Raw genomic sequence first — 20175 nt, forward strand, 5'->3', positions numbered from 1 at the left:
AAGTTGTTGAGAGAATCCAGGCCCACCCTGCCGCCGGCATGGCCCGATGAAGGAAGAACGCTTGCTGTTGAACGTCCTGATCGTCGATGACGACGAACCCGTGCGCCGGCGCCTGCAGCGCATCGTCTTGCAGGTGCACGGCCACGCGCTGTGCGAGCAGGCCGATTCGCTGGCGCACGCGCGGGCGCAGCTGGCCCTGCGGCGCTTCGATCTCGCGCTGGTAGACGTCGGCCTGCCCGACGGCAGCGGCATCGAGCTCGTGGAGTGGATGCAGGCGCATGCGCCGCAGACCGAGACGGTGATCGTCTCCAGCCTCGGCGACGACGCGACCGTGCTGCGCGCCATCCGCGGCGGCGCGACCGGCTACCTGCTGAAGAACGGCGAGGACGTGGAGCTGGAGCTCTCGCTGCGCAGCATGCAGCGCGGCGGCGCTCCCATCGACCCCGTGATCGCGCGGCGCATCCTGCAACTGATGGCCGAGCCGCCGGCCGCGCAGGTGGTTAGGATGACAGCCGCCCCAGCGGACGCGGGCCTGCTCAGCGAACGCGAGATCGAGGTGCTCGAACTGGTGGCGCAGGGGCAGAGCAACCGCGAGATCGCGCAAAGCCTGTACATCTCGGTCAATACCGTCGAATGCCACGCCAAGAACATCTATCGCAAGCTTGCGGTGCACTCGCGGGCCGCGGCCGTCCACAGCGCCCGCGGGCGTGGCCTGCTGCCCTGATCCGGCGCGGCCGCGTACTGCGGCAACTGCTGGCGGTCCTGCTGTTCCTGTTCCTGCTTGCGGGCCTGGCGCCGGCCGCCGCGCTCGATGCGCCCGGCTTCGAACGCATCGAGGCCGCGCGTGCCGACCCGGCGAGCCCCGACACGCCGCCGGCCGAGGGCTGGACCGCGGTGACGCTGCCCGACGCCTGGGCCGGGCGCTGGCCGGCGCACGACGGCGTGGTGTGGTACCGCCTGCGGTGGAACGAGCCCGCCACGGCCGGCGCGCCCGCGCCGCGGGGCCTCGCAATGGACTATCTCTCGATGGCCGGCGCCATCTACCTCAACGGCGCCCTGCTGGCGCGCGACCCACAGCTCGAGGAGCCCCTGTCGCGCAGCTGGAACCATCCGCGCCACTGGCTCCTGAGCGCGCCGCTGCTGCGCCCCGGGCCCAACGAGCTGCTGGTGCGCGTCTCGGGCCTTGCAGCCTATGCGCCCGGCCTCGGTCCGGTGCTGGTGGACAGCCCGGCTGCGGCCGATGCGCACTACCGGCACGAGCGGCTGATCCGGGAGTCGCTGCACATGCTGAGCCTGGGCATCACCCTTGCCATGGGTGTGCTCTACGGCCTGTTCTGGCTGCTGCGGCGCAACGAGACCTTCTACGGCTGGTTCAGCCTGTTCTCGCTGCTGTGGGTGCCGGTGGGCTACAACTACGTCGCGCGGAGCACCTGGCCCTTCGGCAGCACCGACACCTACCAGGCCGTCAACATGTCCGCCCTGGTGCTGGGCACCGCCGCCTTCCTGATGTTCGCCCTGCGCTTCTGCGGCCTGCGGCGGCGCCGCGCGGTGCAGCTCATCGGCGGCGCCGTCGGCCTGACCACGGCCGCCCTGTGGCTCGCGCCGCACGCGCACGCGCTGCTGTCGCCGGTGCGCGGCGCCGCGGTGGTCGTGGCGCTGGCCACCTACACGCTCAGTGCCTGGATCATCTGCCGCCATGCGCTGGCCTCGCCGCGCAGGCGCGAGGTGCAGGCGCTGGCGTTGTGCACCCTGCTGCCGCTGGCCGCCGGCACGCACGACGTGCTCGTGTTCCACGGCGTGCTGGCCACCAACCTCTACTACACGCCCTGGTCCTCCAGCGCGATGCTGGTGGGCATCTCCTTCGTGCTGACCTGGCGCTTCGTGGTCGGCATGCGCCTGGTCGAACATTTCAACGACGAACTGCGCCACCACGTGGAGGACGCTACCCGGCGCCTGTCCTCGATGCTGCACCGCGAGCACGCCACCGAACTGCAGAACACGCGCCTGGCCGAACGCATGAACCTCGTGCGCGACCTGCACGACGGCCTGGGCATGACGCTCAGCGGCCACATCGCCTCGCTCGAGAACCGCAGCGCGGCCGGCCATGACACCGCGCTGTGGGCCCTCAAGGAAGTGCGCGACGACCTGCGCCTGATCATCGAAAGCTCGTCACTCGACGACACCGACCGGCTGTCCGAACGGATCGCGCCATTGCGCCACCGCACGACGCGCGTGCTGGAGGCGGCCGGCATCGAATGCACCTGGGCATTGCAGGGCCTGGACCAGTGCCGCCTCGACGATCGGCGCGGTCTCGACTTTCTGCGGCTGCTGCAGGAAGCGCTGGCCAACGTGCTCAAGCACAGCCGCGCCTCGAAGGTGCGCATCGGCATCGAGGCGGCCGACGGTCAGCTCTCGCTCTCGGTGGCCGACGACGGCAGCGGATTCACCGCCGTCCGCGACGCGCACGGCGGCATGGGCCTTCGCAACATGGAAGCGCGCGCGCGCCGGCTGAACGGCACGCTGGACATCCGGCCGACGCCCGATGGCACCACCGTGGCGCTGCGCTTTCCGGTCGAGTTGCCCGCCGGGTGATGGCTGCGCGGCAGGGAGTCAGGGCACGCGATTGCGCTTCGGCGTCGGCTTGGCAGCCCTCTTCGCAAACAAGTCTTCGCACAATCCCCGGAGCCAGCGGTTGGCCGGGTCCTGGTGGTAGCGCGCATGCCAGTGCTGCTTGACGGTGAAGGGCGGGACCGGCACCGGGCAATCGAATACCTTGAGCTCGCCGGTGCGCGCCAGCGTCTCGCCGATGTGGCGCGGCACGGTGGCAATCAGGTCCGTCGTCGACACGATGGCGGCCAGGCCCAGGAAGCCCGGAAGTTCCAGCAGGATGCGGCGTGCCACGCGTTGCCGCAGCAAGGCCGCCTCCAGCAGCTGAACACCCGTGCCGCCGACGATGCCGACGTGCGCCTCCGCCTTGTAGTCGCGCAGGCTGAAGCCCTTGCCACCGATGCGCGGATGGCGCGCGTTGACCAGGCACACCCAATCCTGCGGGTAAAGCACCTGCTGATAGAAGCCTGACTCCAGCCAGGGCACCAATCCGATGGCCAGGTCCGCCTGCCCGGATTGCAGCGCCTGCGCGCTCTGCTCGTCGATGCGTGCCGCTTCCAATCTCACCCCCGGCGCCACGGCGCGCACGTGCGCCAGCAACTGGGGCAGCAGCGTGATGTGGCTGGCGTCCGTCATGCAGATGCGAAAACGCCGCGTGGCGCTGGATGGATCGAAGGCCTGCGCGGGCGCGGCCAGACGCCGCAGCGAAGCCAGCGCTTCGCGCGCCGGCACGATCAGTTCCTCCGCACGCGGCGTCGCCTGCATGCCGGCGGCCGTGCGCACGAACAGCTCATCCCCCAACTGCCTGCGCAGGCGCCCGAGCCAGTTGCTCACCGTCGGCTGGCTCTGGCCGAGCTGCTCGGCGGCGCGCGTCACGCTGTTCGTGCTGTAGAGCAAGTCGAAGAGCCGCAGCAGCTTGACGCTGAGCAGCGCTGTGCCGTCATCGGTGTCGTCGTCGAGGTTCATTTCAAAACGGAATGTAGATCATTTCAACCATGTCATGGACGGAATGTTGGTCGAAACCTATCGTTCAGACATTCCAACGGAGACACGCATGAAGATCTACTTTCTCGGCGCCGGTGCACTGGGGTGTGCCATTGGCGGAACGCTCGCCGCCGCAGGGTCCGACGTCACGCTGATCGACCCTTTCGAGGCGCACGTCGACGCCATCAGGCGCGATGGCCTTCGCATGAAGGACGGCGACACGGAGCGCGTCGTCAAGGTTCGCGCGACGCTGGACAGCAGCGGCCTCGAACCCGCCGATCTGGTGATCGTGCTGGTCAAGTCCTTCCACACGCGTTCGGCCATCGAGGGCGCCAAGGGCATCGTCGGCCCCGGCACGGCCGTCATGTCGCTGCAGAACGGCATGGGCCATGAAGAGATCCTGTCCGAGGTGGTGGGCCGCGAGCATGTGCTGGCCGGCAAGACCTATGTCGGCGGCGTGCTGCTCGGCCCCGGCCACATCATTGCCGGCACGCGAGGCAAGCGCACGGTGATCGGCGAGCTCGACGGCGCCATCAGCGAACGCGCCAACGCGATCGCCGCCGAGTTCGAGCGCGCCGACCTGCCCTGCGAGGTCAGCGACAACATCATGGGCGTGATGTGGGACAAGCTCCTCATCAACGTATCCACGGGCGCGCTGAGCGCCATCACGGGGCAGGTCTACGGCAGCCTCTATGCGGTGCCGGAGATCGAAGCCACGGCCATCGCGGCCGTCGCCGAGGCCATGGCGGTGGCCAAGGCCGGCGGCGTGAGCCTGTCGATCAAGGAGCCGCGCGACGCCTGGCTGATGGCCGCCGAAGGCCTGCCGTACGAGTTCAAGACCTCGATGCTGCAGAGCCTGGAGAAGGGGTCGATCACCGAGATCGACTTCATCAACGGTTCGGTGGTGCGCAATGGCCAGAAGCACAACGTGCCGACGCCGGTCAACCAGACGCTGGTCGCCGCGATCAAGGGCATCGAGCGCCGCATGGAGGCGAAATAAATGAGCGCCGCACCCAAAGCCTATGTCGAGCATGTCGCGATCTGGGTGAAGGACATCCACTGGCACATCAAGTTCTTCCACGACGTGTGCGGCATGACCATGCGCGAAGTGCAGGGCACGGTGGAGGACCCCATCCAGTACTGGACGCTGGGCGGCATGCAGTTCATGGCCAAGCCTGACTTTGCAGGCCCCGAGGGCCGCCTCGGCCACCTCGGCGTGATGTGCGAAGACCTCGAAGCCGCGCTCGCCGCCGCGCGCGCCTTCGGCGTCACCGAAATGCCGCAGGGCCGCAACTGGCTGCGCCTGCCCGACGGCCTCGCCGTCGAATTCATCCAGGCCAGCCCCGGCGCGGTCGCACAGGCCCTGGCCGTCAATCCGCGCGCCTGAACAACCCATTCCACAGAGACACACCATGACCACCATCGAAGACAAGTATTGGGACGACGCCGTCGTCGGCGAGGAGTGCATCAGCCCGCCCTACGAAGTGACCGAAGCCCGCGTGATGGCCTACGCGGACCTCACCGGCGACCACACGCCCGTGCACACCGACGAGGCCTATGCGCGCACCACGCCATTCGGCACGCGCGTTGCGCACGGCCTGTTCGGCCTGTCGGTCGCCGACGGCCTCAAGACGAAGAGCGACATGCGCTTCATGCCCGGCATGTCGCTCGGCTGGGAATGGAGCTTCGTCGGGCCGATCAAGCTGGGCGATACGGTGCGCGTGAAGTTCCACGTCGGCGCCAAGCGCGAATCGAAGAGCCGTCCGGGCTGGGGCATCCTGGTGCTGCCGTCCGAGCTGATCAACCAGCGCGACGAAGTGGTGCAAAAGGGCGAGCACCGCGTGATGGTGCCGCGGAGGCCTTCATGAGCGCGCAGCAAGCCCTGCCGCTGGCCGGCATCCGCGTCGTCGACTACAGCCACTTCCTGGCCGGCCCGTACGTCGGCCGCTGCCTGGGGGCACTGGGTGCCGAAGTCATCAAGGTCGAGCGGCCCGGCACCGGCGACGCCGGCCGCCAGCACGCCTGGTTCATTGGCGACCACAGCGGCTACTTCCTGCAGCAGAACATGGGCAAGAAGGGGCTGTGCGTCAACACCAAGGACCCGCGCGGCAATGAGCTGATGCAGAAGCTGGTGGACAGCGCCGACGTGTTCGTCGAAAACTACCGCCCCGGCGCGCTGAAGAAGCTGGGCCTGGGCTACGAGGAACTGGCCACGCGCAATCCCGGCCTTGTGTATTGCTCGATCTCGGCCTACGGCCACACCGGTCCCGATGCGCACCGCGCCGGCTTCGGCCTGATCGCCGAGGCCAAGAGCGGCATCATGCAGATGGTCGGCAATCCCGGCGAGGCGCCGCCGCTGCTGCGCATCTCGCTCGGCGACATGTACACCGGCATCCACGCGGTGGCCGCGATCAATGCCGCGCTGCTCGGCCGCGTGAAGTCGGGCCGCGGCCAGCACATCGACATGGCGCTGTACGACACGCTGGTGTCGATGCACGAGTACGCGGTGCAGTGCTACACCCTTTCGGGCGGCAAGGAAGTGCCGGTGCAGACCGGCCACGACATGCCCAACTCCACGCTCTATGGCGTGTTCCGTGCGCAGGACGGCGACCTGGTGATTGCGGCGCAGGTCGACGACGCCTGGAAGCGCTTTGCCGCGCTGGTGGCGCAGACCGCCGGGCCGGCCGGCTTCGGCGACGCCACGCGCTACCACACCTCGGCCGGGCGCAACGCGAACCGGCTGGAGATCCTGCCGGTCGTCCGGGCCTGGGTGAAGGCTCGCCCCGTGGCCGAGGTGCTGAAGATGCTCGACGCCATCGATGTGCCCTGCGCCAAGGTCCAGCGCATCGACGAGGTGCTGGCCGACCCGCAGATCCAGGCGCGCGGCATGGTGGTCGAACAGGACCATCCGGCGCTGGGAAAGATCCGCCTGCCCAACCTGCCCTTCCGCTTCTCGGACTGCGACACCACGCAGACGCAGGTGGCGCCCGACCTCGGCGAGCACAACGCCGAGGTCGCCGCCAGCCTGGGCTTCAGCGACGCGCAGATCGCCGCCATGCAGGCCGATGGCGTGCTCTACAGCAAGTGAAGGAGACGAAGCTCATGACCGACCGCTACGCCGTCATCGGCAACCCCATCGGGCACACCAAGTCGCCCATGATCCACGGCAGCTTCGCGCAGGCGACCAACCAGGACATCGACTACAGCGCCATCGAAGGCCCGCTCGACGGATTTTCCGGTGCCGTGCTTGCGTTTCGCGACGCCGGCGGCCGCGGCATGAACATCACCGCGCCGTTCAAGCTGCAGGCCTTCGAGCTCGCGACCGACAAGCTCGAGCGGGCCGAGCTGGCCGGTGCCACCAACGCGCTGAAGTTCGAGGGCGACCGCATCTACGCGGACAACTTCGACGGGGTCGGCCTGGTCAACGACATCACGCGCAACCTCGGCGTTGCGATGAAGGGCGCGCGCGTGCTGTTGCTTGGCGCCGGGGGCGCCGCGCGCGGTGCGCTGCTGCCGTTCCTGGCACAGCAGCCGGCGGAACTGGTCGTGGCCAACCGCACGCTGGCGACCGCCAGGACGCTGGCCGACAGCTTCGCATCGCATGGCCGCGTGATGGTGTCGGGCTACGAGGACCTTGCCCGGCAGCGCTTCGACATCGTCGTCAATGCGACCTCCGCGAGCTTGAAGGCAGAGCTGCCGCCGGTGCCCGCCGAAGTGCTGAAAGGCGCGAAGCTGGCCTACGAACTCGTCTACGGCAAAGGCCTCACGCCGTTCCTGCGCCTGGCCCGGAACGCAGGCGTGCCGCAACTGGCCGACGGCGTCGGCATGCTGGTCGAGCAGGCGGCCGAGGCCTTCGCGTGGTGGCGTGGCGTGCGTCCCGACACGCGCGCCCTCATCGAGCGCATGACCATCCCGCTGGTCTGAAGAAGAGGAGACACCATGAAGATCCTCATGCTGCACGGCATCAACCACAACATGTTCGGCAAGCGCGATCCGGTGCAGTACGGCACCGTCACGCTGGCCGAAATCGATGCGCAACTCCAGGCGCTCGGCCGCGAACTCGGCGCCGAGGTCGAGAGTTTCCAGACCAACAGCGAGGCCGCGATGTGCGAGCGCATCCACCAAGGCTTCACCGACGGCGTGGATGCCGTGCTGATCAACGCGGGCGCGTGGACGCACTACAGCTACGGCATCCGCGATGCCTTGGCGATCCTGACGATGCCGGTGGTCGAACTGCACATGTCGAACATCCACGCACGCGAAGCCTTCCGCCACCACTCGGTGTTTGCAGAAATTGTCAGGGGCCAGATCTGCGGGTTTGGCATCGACAGCTATTTGCTGGCGCTGCGCGCCGCGGTGTCGGCTGCTCAGCGGTCATTGAACGAAGCCGGCGCGAAGCGATAAAGCCGAGCAGCATTCTCCACAAGAACCAAACGAATCTCGTCTTCGGACAGCCATCGTGCGAGCAGATTGATCAGCACGGCGTCATCCGGCTTGCTCGACTCCGTGACGTGCGGCCAATCGGTACCCCAGACCAGCCGGTCGAGGCGCTCAGCCGCAAGGTGGCGGACGAAGCCGTCGAGGTCTTCATAGGCTTTGGAGTCGGGCGAGGCGATGTAGGGCGCCGACATCTTCATCCACACATTGCCGCTGCCCATCATGCGCAGAAGGACGGCCTTCACGCGGTCCGACATCGCGGGCTCGGCATTGATGCGCGCGAAATGGTCGATGACCACGGGCACCGGCAGCGCGGTCAGGCGATCGGCGAGGTTCAGCAGATCGACAGGGTGCGCGTGCAGCTGGATGTGCCAGCCGAAGGGGCGAATCAAGCGCGCAACGTCTTCCAGCATTTGCTCGCTGGACGCGCCTGCCTGGACGAGGTTGAAACGCACGCCCACGACGCCGGCAGCGCGCAGCACCTCCAGTTCGGACGGGGTCGCCGACGGATCGATCACCGCCACCCCGCACGCGCTGTTGCCAAGCGACTGCAATCCCCTCAGGAGAACCTGGTTGTCCCGCCCATAGCCGGAAGGCTGGACCAGCACGCAGCGTTCGATGCGAAGCCGGCGCTGCAGCTGCCGGTAGTGCTCGACGGTGGCGTCTCCATGCGTGAGTACGGGGCCGGGAGCGAACGGCGCCTTCGCGTCGAAGAAGTGCATGTGGCAATCGCACGCTCCTGCCGGCACGCTGAATGCCGGCCCCTTCCGTCCGGTGGAATGCGGGGCTTCGCATTCCACCCCGGAGGAGTGCAATGGCAGGCTGCCGCGCAGCATCATTTTCTTTGCGTGGCTGCTTCGCGCCAGAACGCGTAGGACTTCGCGAGCTCGCTGGCCGACTGGTCGAGGTCCGTGGGCGCGAGTTCCAACGACATGTCCTTGATCCTGCCCTGGACCTCAGGATCGTTCAGCACCGTTCGCAATGCGGCGTTGAACTTTTCCGCCAGCGGCCGAGGCAACCCCTTGGGTGCGAAGAACGCATTGAAGCTGTTGACGTTCACGCCGGTGAAGCCCAGTTCCTCGAATGTCGGCACCGAGGGAAGCAGCGCCGAGCGCTTGCCGCCCGAGATCGCGAGGATGCGGACCTTGCCGCCGCGCGACATGGTCACCCCCTCGGGCTCTCCCGTCACGCTGGAAGCCAGCTGGCCGCCTATGAGCTGCGGCATCATCTGCGCCGATCCTCCGAAGGCGATCGCTTCCATCTTCACATTGGCCTTGCGAGTGATGGCAGCACCGATGATGTCCGGCACGCCGCCGATCAGCGGAACGCCATAGTTGCCGTTCTGAGGTTCCCTGCGCACGAATTCGACGAACTCCGGCAAGGTCTTTGCCGGACTGCTCATGGGCACCGCGAAGGTCCACTGAAAACGCGCCACTTGGCCGACCGGGACGAAATCCTTCATGGCGTCGTAGCCCGCCGTCGGCGTGATCAGCGGAACCACCACCACCGAATGATCCAGGGCCAGCAAGAAGGTGGCGCTGTCGGGCGGCGCGGCCTTGACCGCTGCGGTGCCGATCTGGCCGCTGGCGCCCGGCTTGTTGTCGATGATGACCGTCTGCAACAGCTCCTTGCCGAGCTTGGGCCCCAGCAGCCGACCCAGCGCGTCGGTGGCTCCGCCGGGCGCAAAGGGAATGACGATCCTGATGGGGTTCTTGAAGTCCTGTGCGGCAGCACCCGCCATCAGGAAGGCCGCGACGGCGCCGGCAACGAAGGTGCGTTTTTTCAGCATGATGATGTCTCCCGTGTGCCGTGTTCAATCGAGCTTCGCGCCGGTGTCCTTGATGACCTTCGCCCAGCGGTCGCCTTCGAGCTTCATGTAGTCCGCGTAGTCCTTTGCCGTGCCGCCCAGCACGATGGAACCCTGCGCGACGAGGCGATCCTGCAGGGCTTTGTCGGCAAGCGCCTTCTTGAGCGCTGCAGAAATCTTGCTCACGACATCGTCCGGCACGCCCTTTGGCAGCATCAGCCCCTGCCAGGCGCCCAGGTCCATGGTCGATTTTCCGGTGGCCTCCCGGATCGTCGGGACGTCCGGCATGAGCGGCGAGCGCTTGTCGCTCGTGATCGCGAGCGCGCGCAACGCGCCGCCTTTCACATGCGGCATGGCCTCGTTGATCGGCAGGAACATGAACTGCGTGCTTCCGGCAAGGAGGTCGGCAACCGCAGGGGCACTGCCCTTGTAGGCCACGTGCGTGGCCTGGATGCCTGCCTCCTTGGCGAACAATGCACCTCCCAGATGCAGCAATGCACCGGCACCTGAGGATCCATAGTTCAGCTCATTGGGCTTGCTCTTGGCCAACGCAACGAGCTCATTCACCGTCTTGGCGGGCACTGCCGGGTTCACGACCAGCAGGAGCGGAATGGTTGCCGTCAACGAGATCGGCGTGTAGTCCGCGTAAGGATCGAAGCCCGGCTTTGCATACAGCGAGGGCGCAAGCACGACGGCAGAGGTTGCATAGAACATCGTGTAGCCGTCCGGCGCGGAGCGCTTGGCCTCGACCGCGCCCAGGTTGCCGCCGGCACCGCCCTTGTTGTCCACGACGATCGTGCCGCCGAGCTCCTTGCCCAGCTGCTGCCCCACGATGCGGGCATTGATGTCCGCGGAGCCGCCGGCGGCGAATGCGACCACCATCCGTATCGGCTTGGACGGATAGGCATCGGCGGAATGCGCCGCGGCCGGCGCAAGGATGGCGGCGCCGAGCAACGCCAGGGAATTGATGAGCTTGCGCATGCGGATGTCTCCGTGATTTTTGTGGATGTCAGACCAGGCCGAAGCGCTTCAGCGTGTCCGTCAGGTTCAGCAGCTCGGCCGTGGTGGCGCCTTCGTCAATGGCCTTGCGCTGCTTCGCTTCCTTTTCCTCGCGGGCCAGGCTGCTGGAAGTGGCCGTTTCGACTTCGCCCTGGGCGACGACCACCAGGCCGTCGCGGTCGCCGACAACGATGTCGCCGGGCTGGATCAGCGTGTCGCCGATCGCGATCGGCACGCCGACCTTTCCAGGCTGGTTCTTGCCCGTGCCCTTGATCGAAAGGCCACGGCAGAACACCGGAAAGCCGAGGTCGATGATCAGGTTCGCATCGCGCACGCAGCCATTGATGACAAGTCCTGCAATGCCGAGCTTCATCGCCTGAATCGTCAGCACGTCGCCCCAGGGGCCTGCCTCCATGAAGCCCTTCGCGTCCACCACCAGCACGTCTCCAGGCTTGGCCTTTTGCACTGCGTAGTGAAGGATCAGGTTGTCCGCAGGGCGTGCGTCGACGGTGAACGCGGGGCCGGCCAGGCGCACCGTCGGGTCGATCGGCTTCATGCCGCTGTCCAGCGCGCCCTTGGCGCCTTGCGCCTCGTAGACGGTGGCTGCGCCGAGGTCGCGCAATTGCTTGATCTGCTCAGGAGTAGTCATGGGTGAATCCAGTAAAAAAAAGACGAAGAAAGGCCAGGCGACCGCCAGGCCGCCAACGAAACGAAGAGAGAAGAGAAGAAGCGGAAAGAAGGAAGCGGCTAGTGCCCACCTGCGCTGGCCAGAAGCCAGTTCAAGGCTTGGTCGACGGTCGGTTCCGCAACGCCGAGCGGCCGCCTGGACAGCGCGTCCACCGTGTCGTTGAAGCGCTGTTCGACACCGCGCATGACCACCGAAGGAAGGCCTTGCGCCGCCAGTTCGGCCTGGACGTCGTGCACTTCGTGCGCCCGGCGCCTGGCGTGAATGACATGCGTGCGCACCAGCATGTCGATGAACGAGCGCAGCGGCGTCTGGTCGATGTCGCTGAGCTGCTCGTAGAGTTCGCTGCGCACGCCCTGCTTCTCGGCGCTCATCAGCAGCTCCACGCAAAGCGCTTCCATGCCCTTTGTGAAGACGCTGCGCAGGATCTTCAACGAGATGGCATCCCCGGCCTTGCCGCCCGCGATGACCTGAACACGCGCACCGGCGCTCTCGAGGACTTCTTTCAGCTGCTCGGCGCCGCTGCCGGAAGCCAACAAGGGCGTGCGCACCAGGTTGAGCGAGATCGCGCCCATGATGGCGGTGTCGACATAGCGGATACCGGCCTCTGCCGCACGGGCCGCCCCTTCGCGCTTGACCTCGGGGCTGGCCGTCGTGAAGTCGGCCAGCAACGCGTTTTGCGAGAGATGCGGCAGCACCTGCGCGAGCACCGGCAGGGAGGTGGTCCCCGTCACGCAGGAAAGCACCACGTCCGCCTTGGACAACCAACTACCGGCCCTCTCGTGGATCGGCAATTCCATCGACGCCGCCAGCGCCGTGGCGGCCGCCGACGGGTGCGCTTCGCACAGGCCGAGGGTATGGCCCGCTTCATACAAGGGAGCCGCGTAGCAGCGGCCGACTTCGCCCAACCCGATGATTGCAATGTTCATGCGCAGACCCTTTTCGATGCCGAGAGAATACAAAGCGAGTACAAATAATTCAATGGGATGCAGGGAAATCACCTAGTTTCCCTCTGTAGATGCCAGCTTTCTCAATCGCCAGAGTACAAATCAAGAACGACGCATGTACTCGATTTGTTTGCGGAGCGCCAAGGCAAAGGTGCAGCGACCTACAATCCCGGCTCCATATGCAGCGAGTTCATGCCCCCATGCAGCACGGCAGAGACAAGGCCTACGAGATCCTGAGACAACGACTGGTGGGGGGGCACTACGCCCCTGGAGTGCAGCTCAAGGAGGAGCCGCTGGCCCGCGACCTGGGACTGAGCCGAACCCCCGTTCGCACCGCGCTGCGCCGACTCGTGGAAGACGGGTTGGCAACGGACGCCGCAGGCCAGGGCATCCGCGTGGCGGAATGGAGCGAGTGGGATGTGGAAGAGACCTTCCAGCTTCGAATGCTGCTGGAGCCATACGCATCATTCCTGGCGGCCACGCGCGGCGGAGACGCACTCGTCCAGCAACTGCAGGCGAGCAACCAGGCGATGGCCGAGGGTATTGCGGAAGGCAAGGAAGGAATAGCCAAGGTGCAGTCAGCCAATCGCGACTTTCACCACGCCTTGCTCGATGCTTCGGGCTCGCCCAGGCTGCGCGCGATACTGGAGACGATGATCGACATGCCCATCATCAAGCGCTCGTTCTACATCTACACCCCGCAGGAACTGGAGCAGAGCCTTCATCACCACCGCGACCTGACGCTGGCGGTGCAGGCAGCGGATGGCGAGCTGGCAAGGCAAGTAATGCAACTGCACCTGCGCATGTCCTATCACCGGTTCATGAGGCACCGCACCGAGTACAGGCACGGCACCGCCAAGGGCGAGGCGGCGTGAGCGCCGCGGACAAGTAGCTACCGCCCCGGCTTTCGACCGTCCTGCGCACGAATCCACTGGATAAGCTCACCAAGAAGAACAAGTCAGCGTAGCGATCGGTGGTTGGGCGACTCCCACTGGCTCGCTGGGAGATCAGTCCTAGGCGGAGATCACGGCCACGCATGCACTTCGATCACGCTCCTTCGTTGAATATCCGCGAAGGCTGCTGTGCAGCGGCTGCGGTCGGTCATGGCGAGGACTCGAACGACCGTCACTACTCGAAGCAGTCCATGGTCGACCTGCCATGCCGAGCGGAAGGGCTGGGGCCGCGCAGTCAAGATGTTCAAGCGGAGGCGACGTGACGAACGTCCCGGGCTTTTTTAAAAGCTTTCAGCATCGTGTCTGGCATCACATAGAGGTCGCCGCGCGCACGCGAGCACGCGACGTACAGCTTGTTCCGCGAGGTCGCAGCCATCTCGGCCAGCGTACCTGCCGAGAAGTGCTTCCAAGACTCGGCGTTCAGGACGACGCAGACGTCCTGATAGTGGTCGCGCCCCTTTGAGTCACCCCAGGTCTGCGAGTAGCAGCCGTACCGTCCGTGCTCTTGATAGAACAGCTTAATCGTGCCTGCAGCAGCGTGAAGCTCTGCCGCCAGTGATGGTTCGCTGACGACCGAGACTTGGGTGGTGCGATCCGAGTGCGCATAGATGTCCACCCCGATCTTGTCTCGAATGAACGAGCACACCGAGGAACTGCAGCGGTGGCTCTTGAGCAAGGACGTCGTGTCAACGACCAAGCCAGCAGATCGCAAGGCATCCTTGAAGCGGTCATAACTGTCGTGCAGCCCTTTGTTGACCGCGCTATCAGCGCTGGTGGAGTACGTGTGCTGATAGAAGTCACCGACTAACAGAACCTCGACGTTGGCCTGGACAATCTGCTTGAGCAGATTGAAGTCATGTCCGCCGAAATCCTGAACCTCGTCGATGCAGACTTTGTCGTAGTAACGCTCCAGTCGACGCTGAAGCGTCGGGATGCAACCATGCACATCCAAGACCTTCGCCATTCTCGCGTGGTAGATGCGGCCGCCTGTTGTGACGTACCGGTCACGGCTTTGGAGCTTCTGGCGCGATGAGTATTCGCTCGGCCTATCGAACGAAATTCCCATGGTCTGCATCTTCATCAAAAGCAAGGGCCGATAGCAGAACGAGTTCAAGAATGTGAAGTAGGTGCAGACGGTGATGTTGTCCGGGAGATATCCGAACTTTGCAAGAACGCGGCGACGAATCTCTTCGCAGTTGCTCTCTGTGTAGGTGATGAGCAAGACCCGTTTCGCAAGATCCAGTTCGTCGATAAGTCGGGTTGTCTTCCCTGAGCCTGCGACCGCGAAGACTACTCGTTTATCCACTTGATGGCCTCCTGCATGTACCCAGGGGCCACCAGCTCAGCCTCCTTCGCCAGCAGGAGGTCAAATGCCGCGTCAGCCTTGTTGGCGAGCATGTACGCCAACGGTTCGAGCTTACGCTTTGGCGTGCGAAAGACCTCGTCGCAAACTGCCTTGTTGTCTTCGTAGAGACAGATCTCGAAGGTCGTGCGCTGCTTGGAGTCGGCGTCTGCAAAGATCTTGGCATGCGACATCGCATGCTCTGCGTAGTTGTCGACGCAGTTCTTCTGGTAGTCGCCGTCGTTGTCGCGAATGACCGCAGTGCGCACGCCCAGCAGCTTGGCGAGGTCTAGGTAGCGCTTAAAGCTCGTACCGCCCACCGAGATGACGTGAACACCGTCTTTCTTCAACGTGGACCCTGAGTGCTTCTGGTAAAGCGCATCCAGGAGGATGAATTCGGCATCTCCCTCTACGAGGATCACCTTCCTCGACAGCGCAAACTCAAGGACGTTGTTATCAGGCGCCTTCATGAAGAACTTCGCGGTGTCAGGTGGGAGCTTGTTGAGCCGCGCCAGCTGACCTCGCTTTCCAAGTAGGATGGCCTTGCGCAAGTCAAGTCGAGCGGAGATCAGGCTGCTGTGAGTCGCGATGAACAGTTGCTTGTTCACTGACTGAGCGATTCGCTCGATGAGCTGGTGCATCGTCGCGTGGCTCAGGTGGTTTTCAGGTTCCTCTAGGAGCAGCACGTCCAGCTCACTTTTGACGCCCTTCTTACTTAGCGCGAACTCGGTCTTGATGAAGCACTGCCGCCCCTTGCCCTTGCTCTCGATGGGGATCTCGTCTTCGGTGATGACCAGGTCGGACTCCAGGTTGGCCTTGGCGCTCGTGCGCACGCCGAACTTGTAGTCCACCAGCTTGTCGTTCAGCTCCCTCAGTTGGGCGTTCTTGAATTCGCCCTTGCTTTGTCGATAGGCGTTCTCGAGCCTGCTCCGGTTCCCGACGTCCGCGTGCATCGCGAACACCGAACGGGTGTATTCCCGCGCGGCATACTCGCTGTCGATTCTGGAGCTATCGATTGCCAGGTGTCGGACGTGCCTTTTGACGCTGGAATACGCCTCACCCCCAAACGTATAAAACTGGACGCCGTAATACTCGAAGGGGAAGTTGGTCGGGTCTTCCTTCAGCGCTTCCGCGATGTCCTTGCTGAAGTCGAGAATCGGCTCAAACGACATGCGCAGCCCGTCACGCTCGAGATCTTTAGAGTTGTTCTTCCCATTCAAGCCAGGCTTTTTTTCGGCCGAGAGATAGACCTCAACGAACAGTTTCGGTAGACGGTCTACGGTACATGGCCCTGCCTGAAATGCCCTGACGGCGTCGGCATTCAGTAGTGTCTCGATTCCGATGGTTTCGACCCTGCTGCGACTTCCGCTCATCACAAGTTCCAGCGCCAGAAGCACTGAGCTTTTCCCCGCCTCGTTGTCCCCGATAAGGAGGTTTAGCTCCGGATCAAACTCGAGTTCCAAGCTGTCGAACTTCTTGAAGTTCGACAGCACCAGCCTTTCAATCGTTGGCATCCTCGCTCCCAGTTATTCACTTCGGCACACGGGCCGACTTCGAGGGCCGCCCTCCCGGGCGCAGCACCTCAATCAGACCCAATGTTATGCGAGCGGCATCGGCACCTCCCAATCGCGATATGCCTGCCGTCTTGGTCTCGGAATGCGTCATGGGCGGACTGCAGGCACAGCCGGCCTTACGCAATGAACGAATGCCAAACGGCCACGCCGCTGGCGGCTGCTATGCAGCGGTTGCTGCCGGTGATGTCGGCCTCCTGAGTTCACGGTCTTGGCCGCGCAGCGGTCATTCATGCGCCAGTGTCATCTCGACCCAGTGGCCGGTTTTAAGCACTGCTGACCTTGCTGGTCAGCCGGTACGTTCACGACGCCTGCACGTCTGCTGACCTCGGCCAATCGGCGTGAACTTGCTTGCGGCTTAAAGAACCCGCAGCACCTCAAACTGCTGTCGGATTGGAGCGACCTGTATCGACACCTCATCACCCTCGCATTTGCCCAGCATTGCCCTACCCAAAGGGGCTTCGCTGCTGATGACCTGAACAAGCTGAGTGCCGCTGACCAACTTCATGCTGCCCCCATCCGGGCCGAGAAAGAGCTGTTGCTGCTTGTCGTCGGAATCGACTAGGCAGACCAGCGAGCCGAGCTGTATGCCTTTGATGGCGTCGTAGGGACGCGGGCGGAATCGGCGCCAATTGGCCATCGCCTGGCGTATGGCTTCGGCGCGCCGAGCTTGGCCGGTGGCCAGGTAGGCGGCTTCGAGTCCCAATGTGTCGTATTTGTTTTCGGCGATGTTTTCTTCGTGAGTCGCCGTTTCATGGGCTGCCCGCACTGCCTGTTCGGCTTGCAGCAGGTCTTCGGCGAGCCGTTCCAGCACCTGCTGTTGCAGCAAGAATTTATCCATGACGAAAGATCGGCATCTCGAACAAGCGGGGGCAGGTTTTGATTATGAAGGGCTCCAGAAGCTTCTGTTGGCTGCAGGTTAACTTCAGCTATGGGCCGAGGCTGTGTGAAAACGCTTGAGGAGTGCGTGCTCTTTGAAAGTCGACCTCTCAGATCGCACCAGGATCACGATCAAGGCGTCGGGAATGGTTTGGGCACCCTCGAAAACATCGACTTCGCGCGTTTCCACACAGCCTCGGCCCATTGGCGGCATCCGTAGGGTCAATCTCGCAGCCGCAAAAGCGGCCAATGCACATGCACCGTGGCTTTCTGGGCCAGAAGGGACTTTACTGCGCAGTTGGCTCCAGAATCCCGTGCAAGCTTGCATTGGCGCGGCGTAGCCGGCAGCCAAGACTTATCCAGGATATCTTTCACCAGAAAATCGCTTGCTGCAATGACTCAAACCGTTGGGCCTGAGGGCCATGCTTTGCCCGAGAACCTTGACGGCGCGGATGCGATGCCGCCGCTGGCTCGCGCCCTGCTCGAGCTTGGTGACGACCTCGACGCTGCCCACACGAAGATGCAGGCCGAAATGGAAGCGATGGCCGAGGCCTTGCGAGTAGCGGTCTTGAAGTGCGAGCCTAAGCAGCTGATTGGCTTCCACTGGGGCCAGTTGCTGATGGGGCAGATGGTTCGTGCTGATGAGCAGGGCCAAGAAGCCGGCGAACCCAAAGAAAGTTCGCGAGCTGCGCTGGACGACATCATGTTCGCGCTGGAGTACGTCCACGCGGTTCTGAGCAGCCACAAGGATGCGGACTACGGCAAGTCAGTGGAATCCGATGACGTCCATGCGGTGTTGAATCTTGCGACGGAGCTTCGGAAGCACGCACTCATGTATTGCCTGGTGGCTGCTCGTCGGATGCCTGAGGGCCTTTTAGGTCCCGAGACCGGCACGATGGCGATGCAGGCGATGACCAGTTGGGTCACGATTCGCGGACACCGCTATCAGGCACTCGAGGCTGAGTTCTTCGAGTTCGTGTTCGAGCCGCATGACGACGCGCTCCGCGCGGCGTACGGGATCGGCGCCAAGGAGGTTTCAGCCGGCATTCAAGCTGCCGTGGACGCCACTCGATTTGGACACATGAAGGCCGCAGAGGCGCTATTTGCGGAAATGCATGCTGCCTATGAGCTGGCAGAAAAGGAAGGCATCGAGCTCAAGGAGGCGATCGCACGGTTGTATGGTGAGGGCCAAGAGCGCCAAGTGACAGCGCGGAGCGCCGTCGAGGACCTGTTCTTCGGCGGCATCTGCAATGTCACGAAGTCCAGCGGATTGCCGCCGGACCTGCTTGCGGACCTAGCCTACGTTCCCGGTGAGGAAAAGGAGTTCTTCGCTGAAGGCGCGCTACGCGGCACGCCACTCCGCCGTATGCCCGGCCGTGTGAAGCCATTGGTAACCCTCAACGATGGTTACTACACCTGCGATGCCAACTTCCTACGCGACAGCACGTACCGCGCATTGCAGTGGGGCCTGCAAAGGCGGCTGTCCGACTACCGTCAGGAGTGGCTGAACCGACAGACCGCGCTGACGGAGGGCGCGTTTATGCGCATCTTCAGCAAGCAGCTTGCCGGAGCCGAGGTTCTGACCAGCGTCTACTACCCAGACCCTGATACGGGTAATTGGGTGGAAAACGATGTGCTGATTCTGCAGAACGACGTTCTTCTGCAGTTGGAGGTGAAGGCGGGCGTCATGCCCATGCATTCGCCGGAGGTGTTCTTCGAACGGCACGTCCGCACCATCCAAGAACTGGTCCTCAAGGCGCATCAACAGTGCGAGCGGTTCCTGCGATATGCTGCATCCGCGCCCGAAGTGCCGGTCTATCAGCTCGTTGGAGGCAGTCACGTGGAGGTGCGGCGGCTACGACTTGGCGACTACCGCGTGGTCCTGCCTATTGGCCTCACGGTGGAAGCATTCACGCCGTTCTCGTCAATGTCGAAACGGCTCCCGGAGGTTCGGTCCATCCTCGGGAAGCATCCGTTCGTGTCGATGTCCATCGATGACCTGTTCGTGCTGACGCGATTTCTGCCTACAACTGGTGAGCTGACGCACTACCTGTCTGTCCGGCAGGGTGTGGCTGGGGTCCATGAAGCCGTGATATTCGACGAGTTGGACCACCTCGGCAGCTACGTGACCAAAAACCGCGCAGACCAGTTTTACGCTGAGCAACTGGCGGCAGGCGCCACTTGGCTGCTGGAGGCTGACGCCTGCGCGCCGATCGACGAGTATTTCGCCGACCCAGACTGGGCGACGAAACCACCGCCCGCGCAGCAGTTCCCAGCGACGCTGCAGTCCTTCTTGAAGGCTAACGACGCCAACCGCGGTCCTCGCTTTTTGGACGCTGACGCGACTGTGCGCGACCTGGACGCCGATGCACGCGAGCAGATGGCGCTCCAAATCGACAAGCTACGTCCGGCCCTTGAGCGGCATCCCTACCGATGGTTCTCGCTGGTAGGGGAAGAGCCGCTGCTGGTGTGGCTGCAACGGACAGGCTTTGCGGACTTCACGGAGGTACACAAGGTCAAAGCTGAAGCTGCGGCAGTTGCTGTACAGGCCAAGCGCTGCAAAGTGCTGGTGGTCTACGTCAAACAGGACGGCATGTTCGACGGAGGTTGGACGCAATATGTGCCAGCGCCAGCCGAAACAGACAACCGCTACGGGCAACGCGTTCTGGAAGCGGCTCCGATGACCGCTAGTGCGGTCGAACTGACGCCAGGGGCCGCGCGTCGTTTGAGAGGGCGCGGACGATAGCCTCCCCGCAAACCCTCCTGCATTCACTTCAACTTGGAATGGACGCGGAACGCTGCCACTCCAGACCGGACTTTGGTGAGCTTCTGCTCCTGGCCGAGGCCGTGTGAAAACGGGTTGAATAACTGACGGTGCTCGCCTAGATTGTGGCAACGCTACTGAAGGGCAACCACATGAAGCGATTCATCGAAGGCGAGGATCGACAGCAGGTCACTCTGCTG

The 20175-nt window shown here is 64.0% G+C and carries 19 protein-coding genes; 10 read left to right on the forward strand and 9 right to left on the reverse strand.

Annotated elements, in window-relative coordinates; genetic code table 11:
- Positions 1 to 61: 61 nt before the first annotated feature.
- Together IB278_RS32370 and IB278_RS32375 are read left to right on the forward strand one after the other, a co-directional pair.
- Complete coding sequence (locus tag IB278_RS32370; protein ID WP_225613316.1) at positions 62 to 724, forward strand: response regulator transcription factor; 663 nt, start codon at positions 62 to 64, stop codon at positions 722 to 724.
- Positions 634 to 2592 carry an ATP-binding protein gene (locus IB278_RS32375; RefSeq protein WP_192328315.1) on the forward strand — a complete coding sequence of 653 codons (1959 nt, stop codon included), beginning with the start codon at positions 634 to 636 and terminating at the stop codon, positions 2590 to 2592. The genes IB278_RS32370 and IB278_RS32375 overlap by 91 nt, the downstream gene beginning before the upstream one ends.
- An 18-nt stretch (positions 2593 to 2610) precedes the next feature.
- Here the strand turns inward: IB278_RS32375 and IB278_RS32380 are convergent, their stop codons facing one another.
- Entirely contained in the window at positions 2611 to 3573 is a 963-nt protein-coding gene (locus IB278_RS32380; protein ID WP_192328317.1) for a LysR family transcriptional regulator, read from the reverse strand.
- Positions 3574 to 3661: 88 nt separating this feature from the next.
- Between IB278_RS32380 and IB278_RS32385 the strand changes: the two genes are divergently transcribed.
- Genes IB278_RS32385 through aroQ form a run of 6 tightly spaced genes read left to right on the forward strand, consistent with a single transcriptional unit; the run spans position 3662 to position 7995 of the window.
- Complete coding sequence (locus IB278_RS32385; RefSeq protein WP_192328320.1) at positions 3662 to 4591, forward strand: ketopantoate reductase family protein; 930 nt, start codon at positions 3662 to 3664, stop codon at positions 4589 to 4591.
- The gene (locus IB278_RS32390; protein WP_145739751.1) at positions 4592 to 4978 is read left to right on the forward strand and encodes a VOC family protein; all 387 of its coding nucleotides are present in this window, start codon (positions 4592 to 4594) and stop codon (positions 4976 to 4978) included. It abuts the gene before it with no gap.
- 25 nt (positions 4979 to 5003) lie between these two features.
- On the forward strand, positions 5004 to 5459 hold the full coding sequence (locus IB278_RS32395; protein ID WP_145739749.1) for a MaoC family dehydratase: 456 nt from the start codon (positions 5004 to 5006) through the stop codon (positions 5457 to 5459).
- The gene (locus IB278_RS32400) at positions 5456 to 6679 is read left to right on the forward strand and encodes a CaiB/BaiF CoA transferase family protein (RefSeq protein ID WP_145739747.1); all 1224 of its coding nucleotides are present in this window, start codon (positions 5456 to 5458) and stop codon (positions 6677 to 6679) included. The genes IB278_RS32395 and IB278_RS32400 overlap by 4 nt, the downstream gene beginning before the upstream one ends.
- 14 nt (positions 6680 to 6693) lie before the next feature.
- Positions 6694 to 7515: a shikimate dehydrogenase gene (aroE, locus tag IB278_RS32405; protein WP_145739745.1), complete on the forward strand. Its 822-nt coding sequence runs from the start codon at positions 6694 to 6696 to the stop codon at positions 7513 to 7515.
- 15 nt (positions 7516 to 7530) lie between these two features.
- Positions 7531 to 7995, forward strand: coding sequence for a type II 3-dehydroquinate dehydratase (gene aroQ, locus IB278_RS32410; protein WP_145739743.1), 465 nt, complete (start codon positions 7531 to 7533; stop codon positions 7993 to 7995).
- Here the strand turns inward: aroQ and IB278_RS32415 are convergent.
- From IB278_RS32415 to IB278_RS32435, 5 genes are all read right to left on the reverse strand, one after another.
- Complete coding sequence (locus IB278_RS32415) at positions 7959 to 8867, reverse strand: amidohydrolase family protein (protein WP_192328322.1); 909 nt, start codon at positions 8865 to 8867, stop codon at positions 7959 to 7961. The genes aroQ and IB278_RS32415 overlap by 37 nt on opposite strands.
- The gene (locus IB278_RS32420; protein WP_145739739.1) at positions 8864 to 9817 is read right to left on the reverse strand and encodes a tripartite tricarboxylate transporter substrate-binding protein; all 954 of its coding nucleotides are present in this window, start codon (positions 9815 to 9817) and stop codon (positions 8864 to 8866) included. The genes IB278_RS32415 and IB278_RS32420 overlap by 4 nt, the downstream gene beginning before the upstream one ends.
- A gap of 24 nt (positions 9818 to 9841) precedes the next feature.
- Positions 9842 to 10816, reverse strand: coding sequence for a Bug family tripartite tricarboxylate transporter substrate binding protein (locus IB278_RS32425; protein ID WP_192328324.1), 975 nt, complete (start codon positions 10814 to 10816; stop codon positions 9842 to 9844).
- Between the two features lie 28 nt (positions 10817 to 10844).
- A complete protein-coding gene (locus IB278_RS32430; protein ID WP_192328327.1) occupies positions 10845 to 11483 on the reverse strand; it encodes a 4-carboxy-4-hydroxy-2-oxoadipate aldolase/oxaloacetate decarboxylase in 639 nt (212 codons plus the stop codon).
- A 98-nt stretch (positions 11484 to 11581) separates the two neighbouring features.
- On the reverse strand, positions 11582 to 12520 hold the full coding sequence (locus IB278_RS32435) for an NAD(P)-binding domain-containing protein (RefSeq protein ID WP_318646728.1): 939 nt from the start codon (positions 12518 to 12520) through the stop codon (positions 11582 to 11584).
- Between the two features lie 146 nt (positions 12521 to 12666).
- Here IB278_RS32435 and IB278_RS32440 point away from each other — a divergent pair, with 146 nt between their 5' ends.
- On the forward strand, positions 12667 to 13341 hold the full coding sequence (locus IB278_RS32440) for a GntR family transcriptional regulator (RefSeq protein WP_192328329.1): 675 nt from the start codon (positions 12667 to 12669) through the stop codon (positions 13339 to 13341).
- 322 nt (positions 13342 to 13663) lie between these two features.
- Here IB278_RS32440 and IB278_RS32445 read toward each other — a convergent pair whose 3' ends face one another.
- From IB278_RS32445 to IB278_RS32455, 3 genes are all read right to left on the reverse strand, one after another.
- Positions 13664 to 14725, reverse strand: a complete 1062-nt coding sequence (locus IB278_RS32445) for an AAA family ATPase (RefSeq protein ID WP_192328334.1) — start codon at positions 14723 to 14725, stop codon at positions 13664 to 13666.
- Positions 14710 to 16275, reverse strand: coding sequence for an ATP-dependent nuclease (locus IB278_RS32450; RefSeq protein ID WP_192328336.1), 1566 nt, complete (start codon positions 16273 to 16275; stop codon positions 14710 to 14712). The genes IB278_RS32445 and IB278_RS32450 overlap by 16 nt, the downstream gene beginning before the upstream one ends.
- Positions 16276 to 16690: 415 nt before the next feature.
- Positions 16691 to 17173 (reverse strand): GreA/GreB family elongation factor, encoded by a 483-nt coding sequence (locus IB278_RS32455; RefSeq protein ID WP_187114313.1) that lies wholly within the window; start codon positions 17171 to 17173, stop codon positions 16691 to 16693.
- A gap of 432 nt (positions 17174 to 17605) precedes the next feature.
- Between IB278_RS32455 and IB278_RS32460 the strand changes: the two genes are divergently transcribed.
- Complete coding sequence (locus tag IB278_RS32460; RefSeq protein ID WP_192328339.1) at positions 17606 to 19957, forward strand: hypothetical protein; 2352 nt, start codon at positions 17606 to 17608, stop codon at positions 19955 to 19957.
- The last annotated feature ends 218 nt before the right edge of the window (positions 19958 to 20175 follow it).

This window comes from Variovorax sp. VRV01, assembly GCF_014852545.1.
In the GTDB taxonomy this organism is placed as follows: domain Bacteria; phylum Pseudomonadota; class Gammaproteobacteria; order Burkholderiales; family Burkholderiaceae_C; genus Variovorax; species Variovorax beijingensis_A.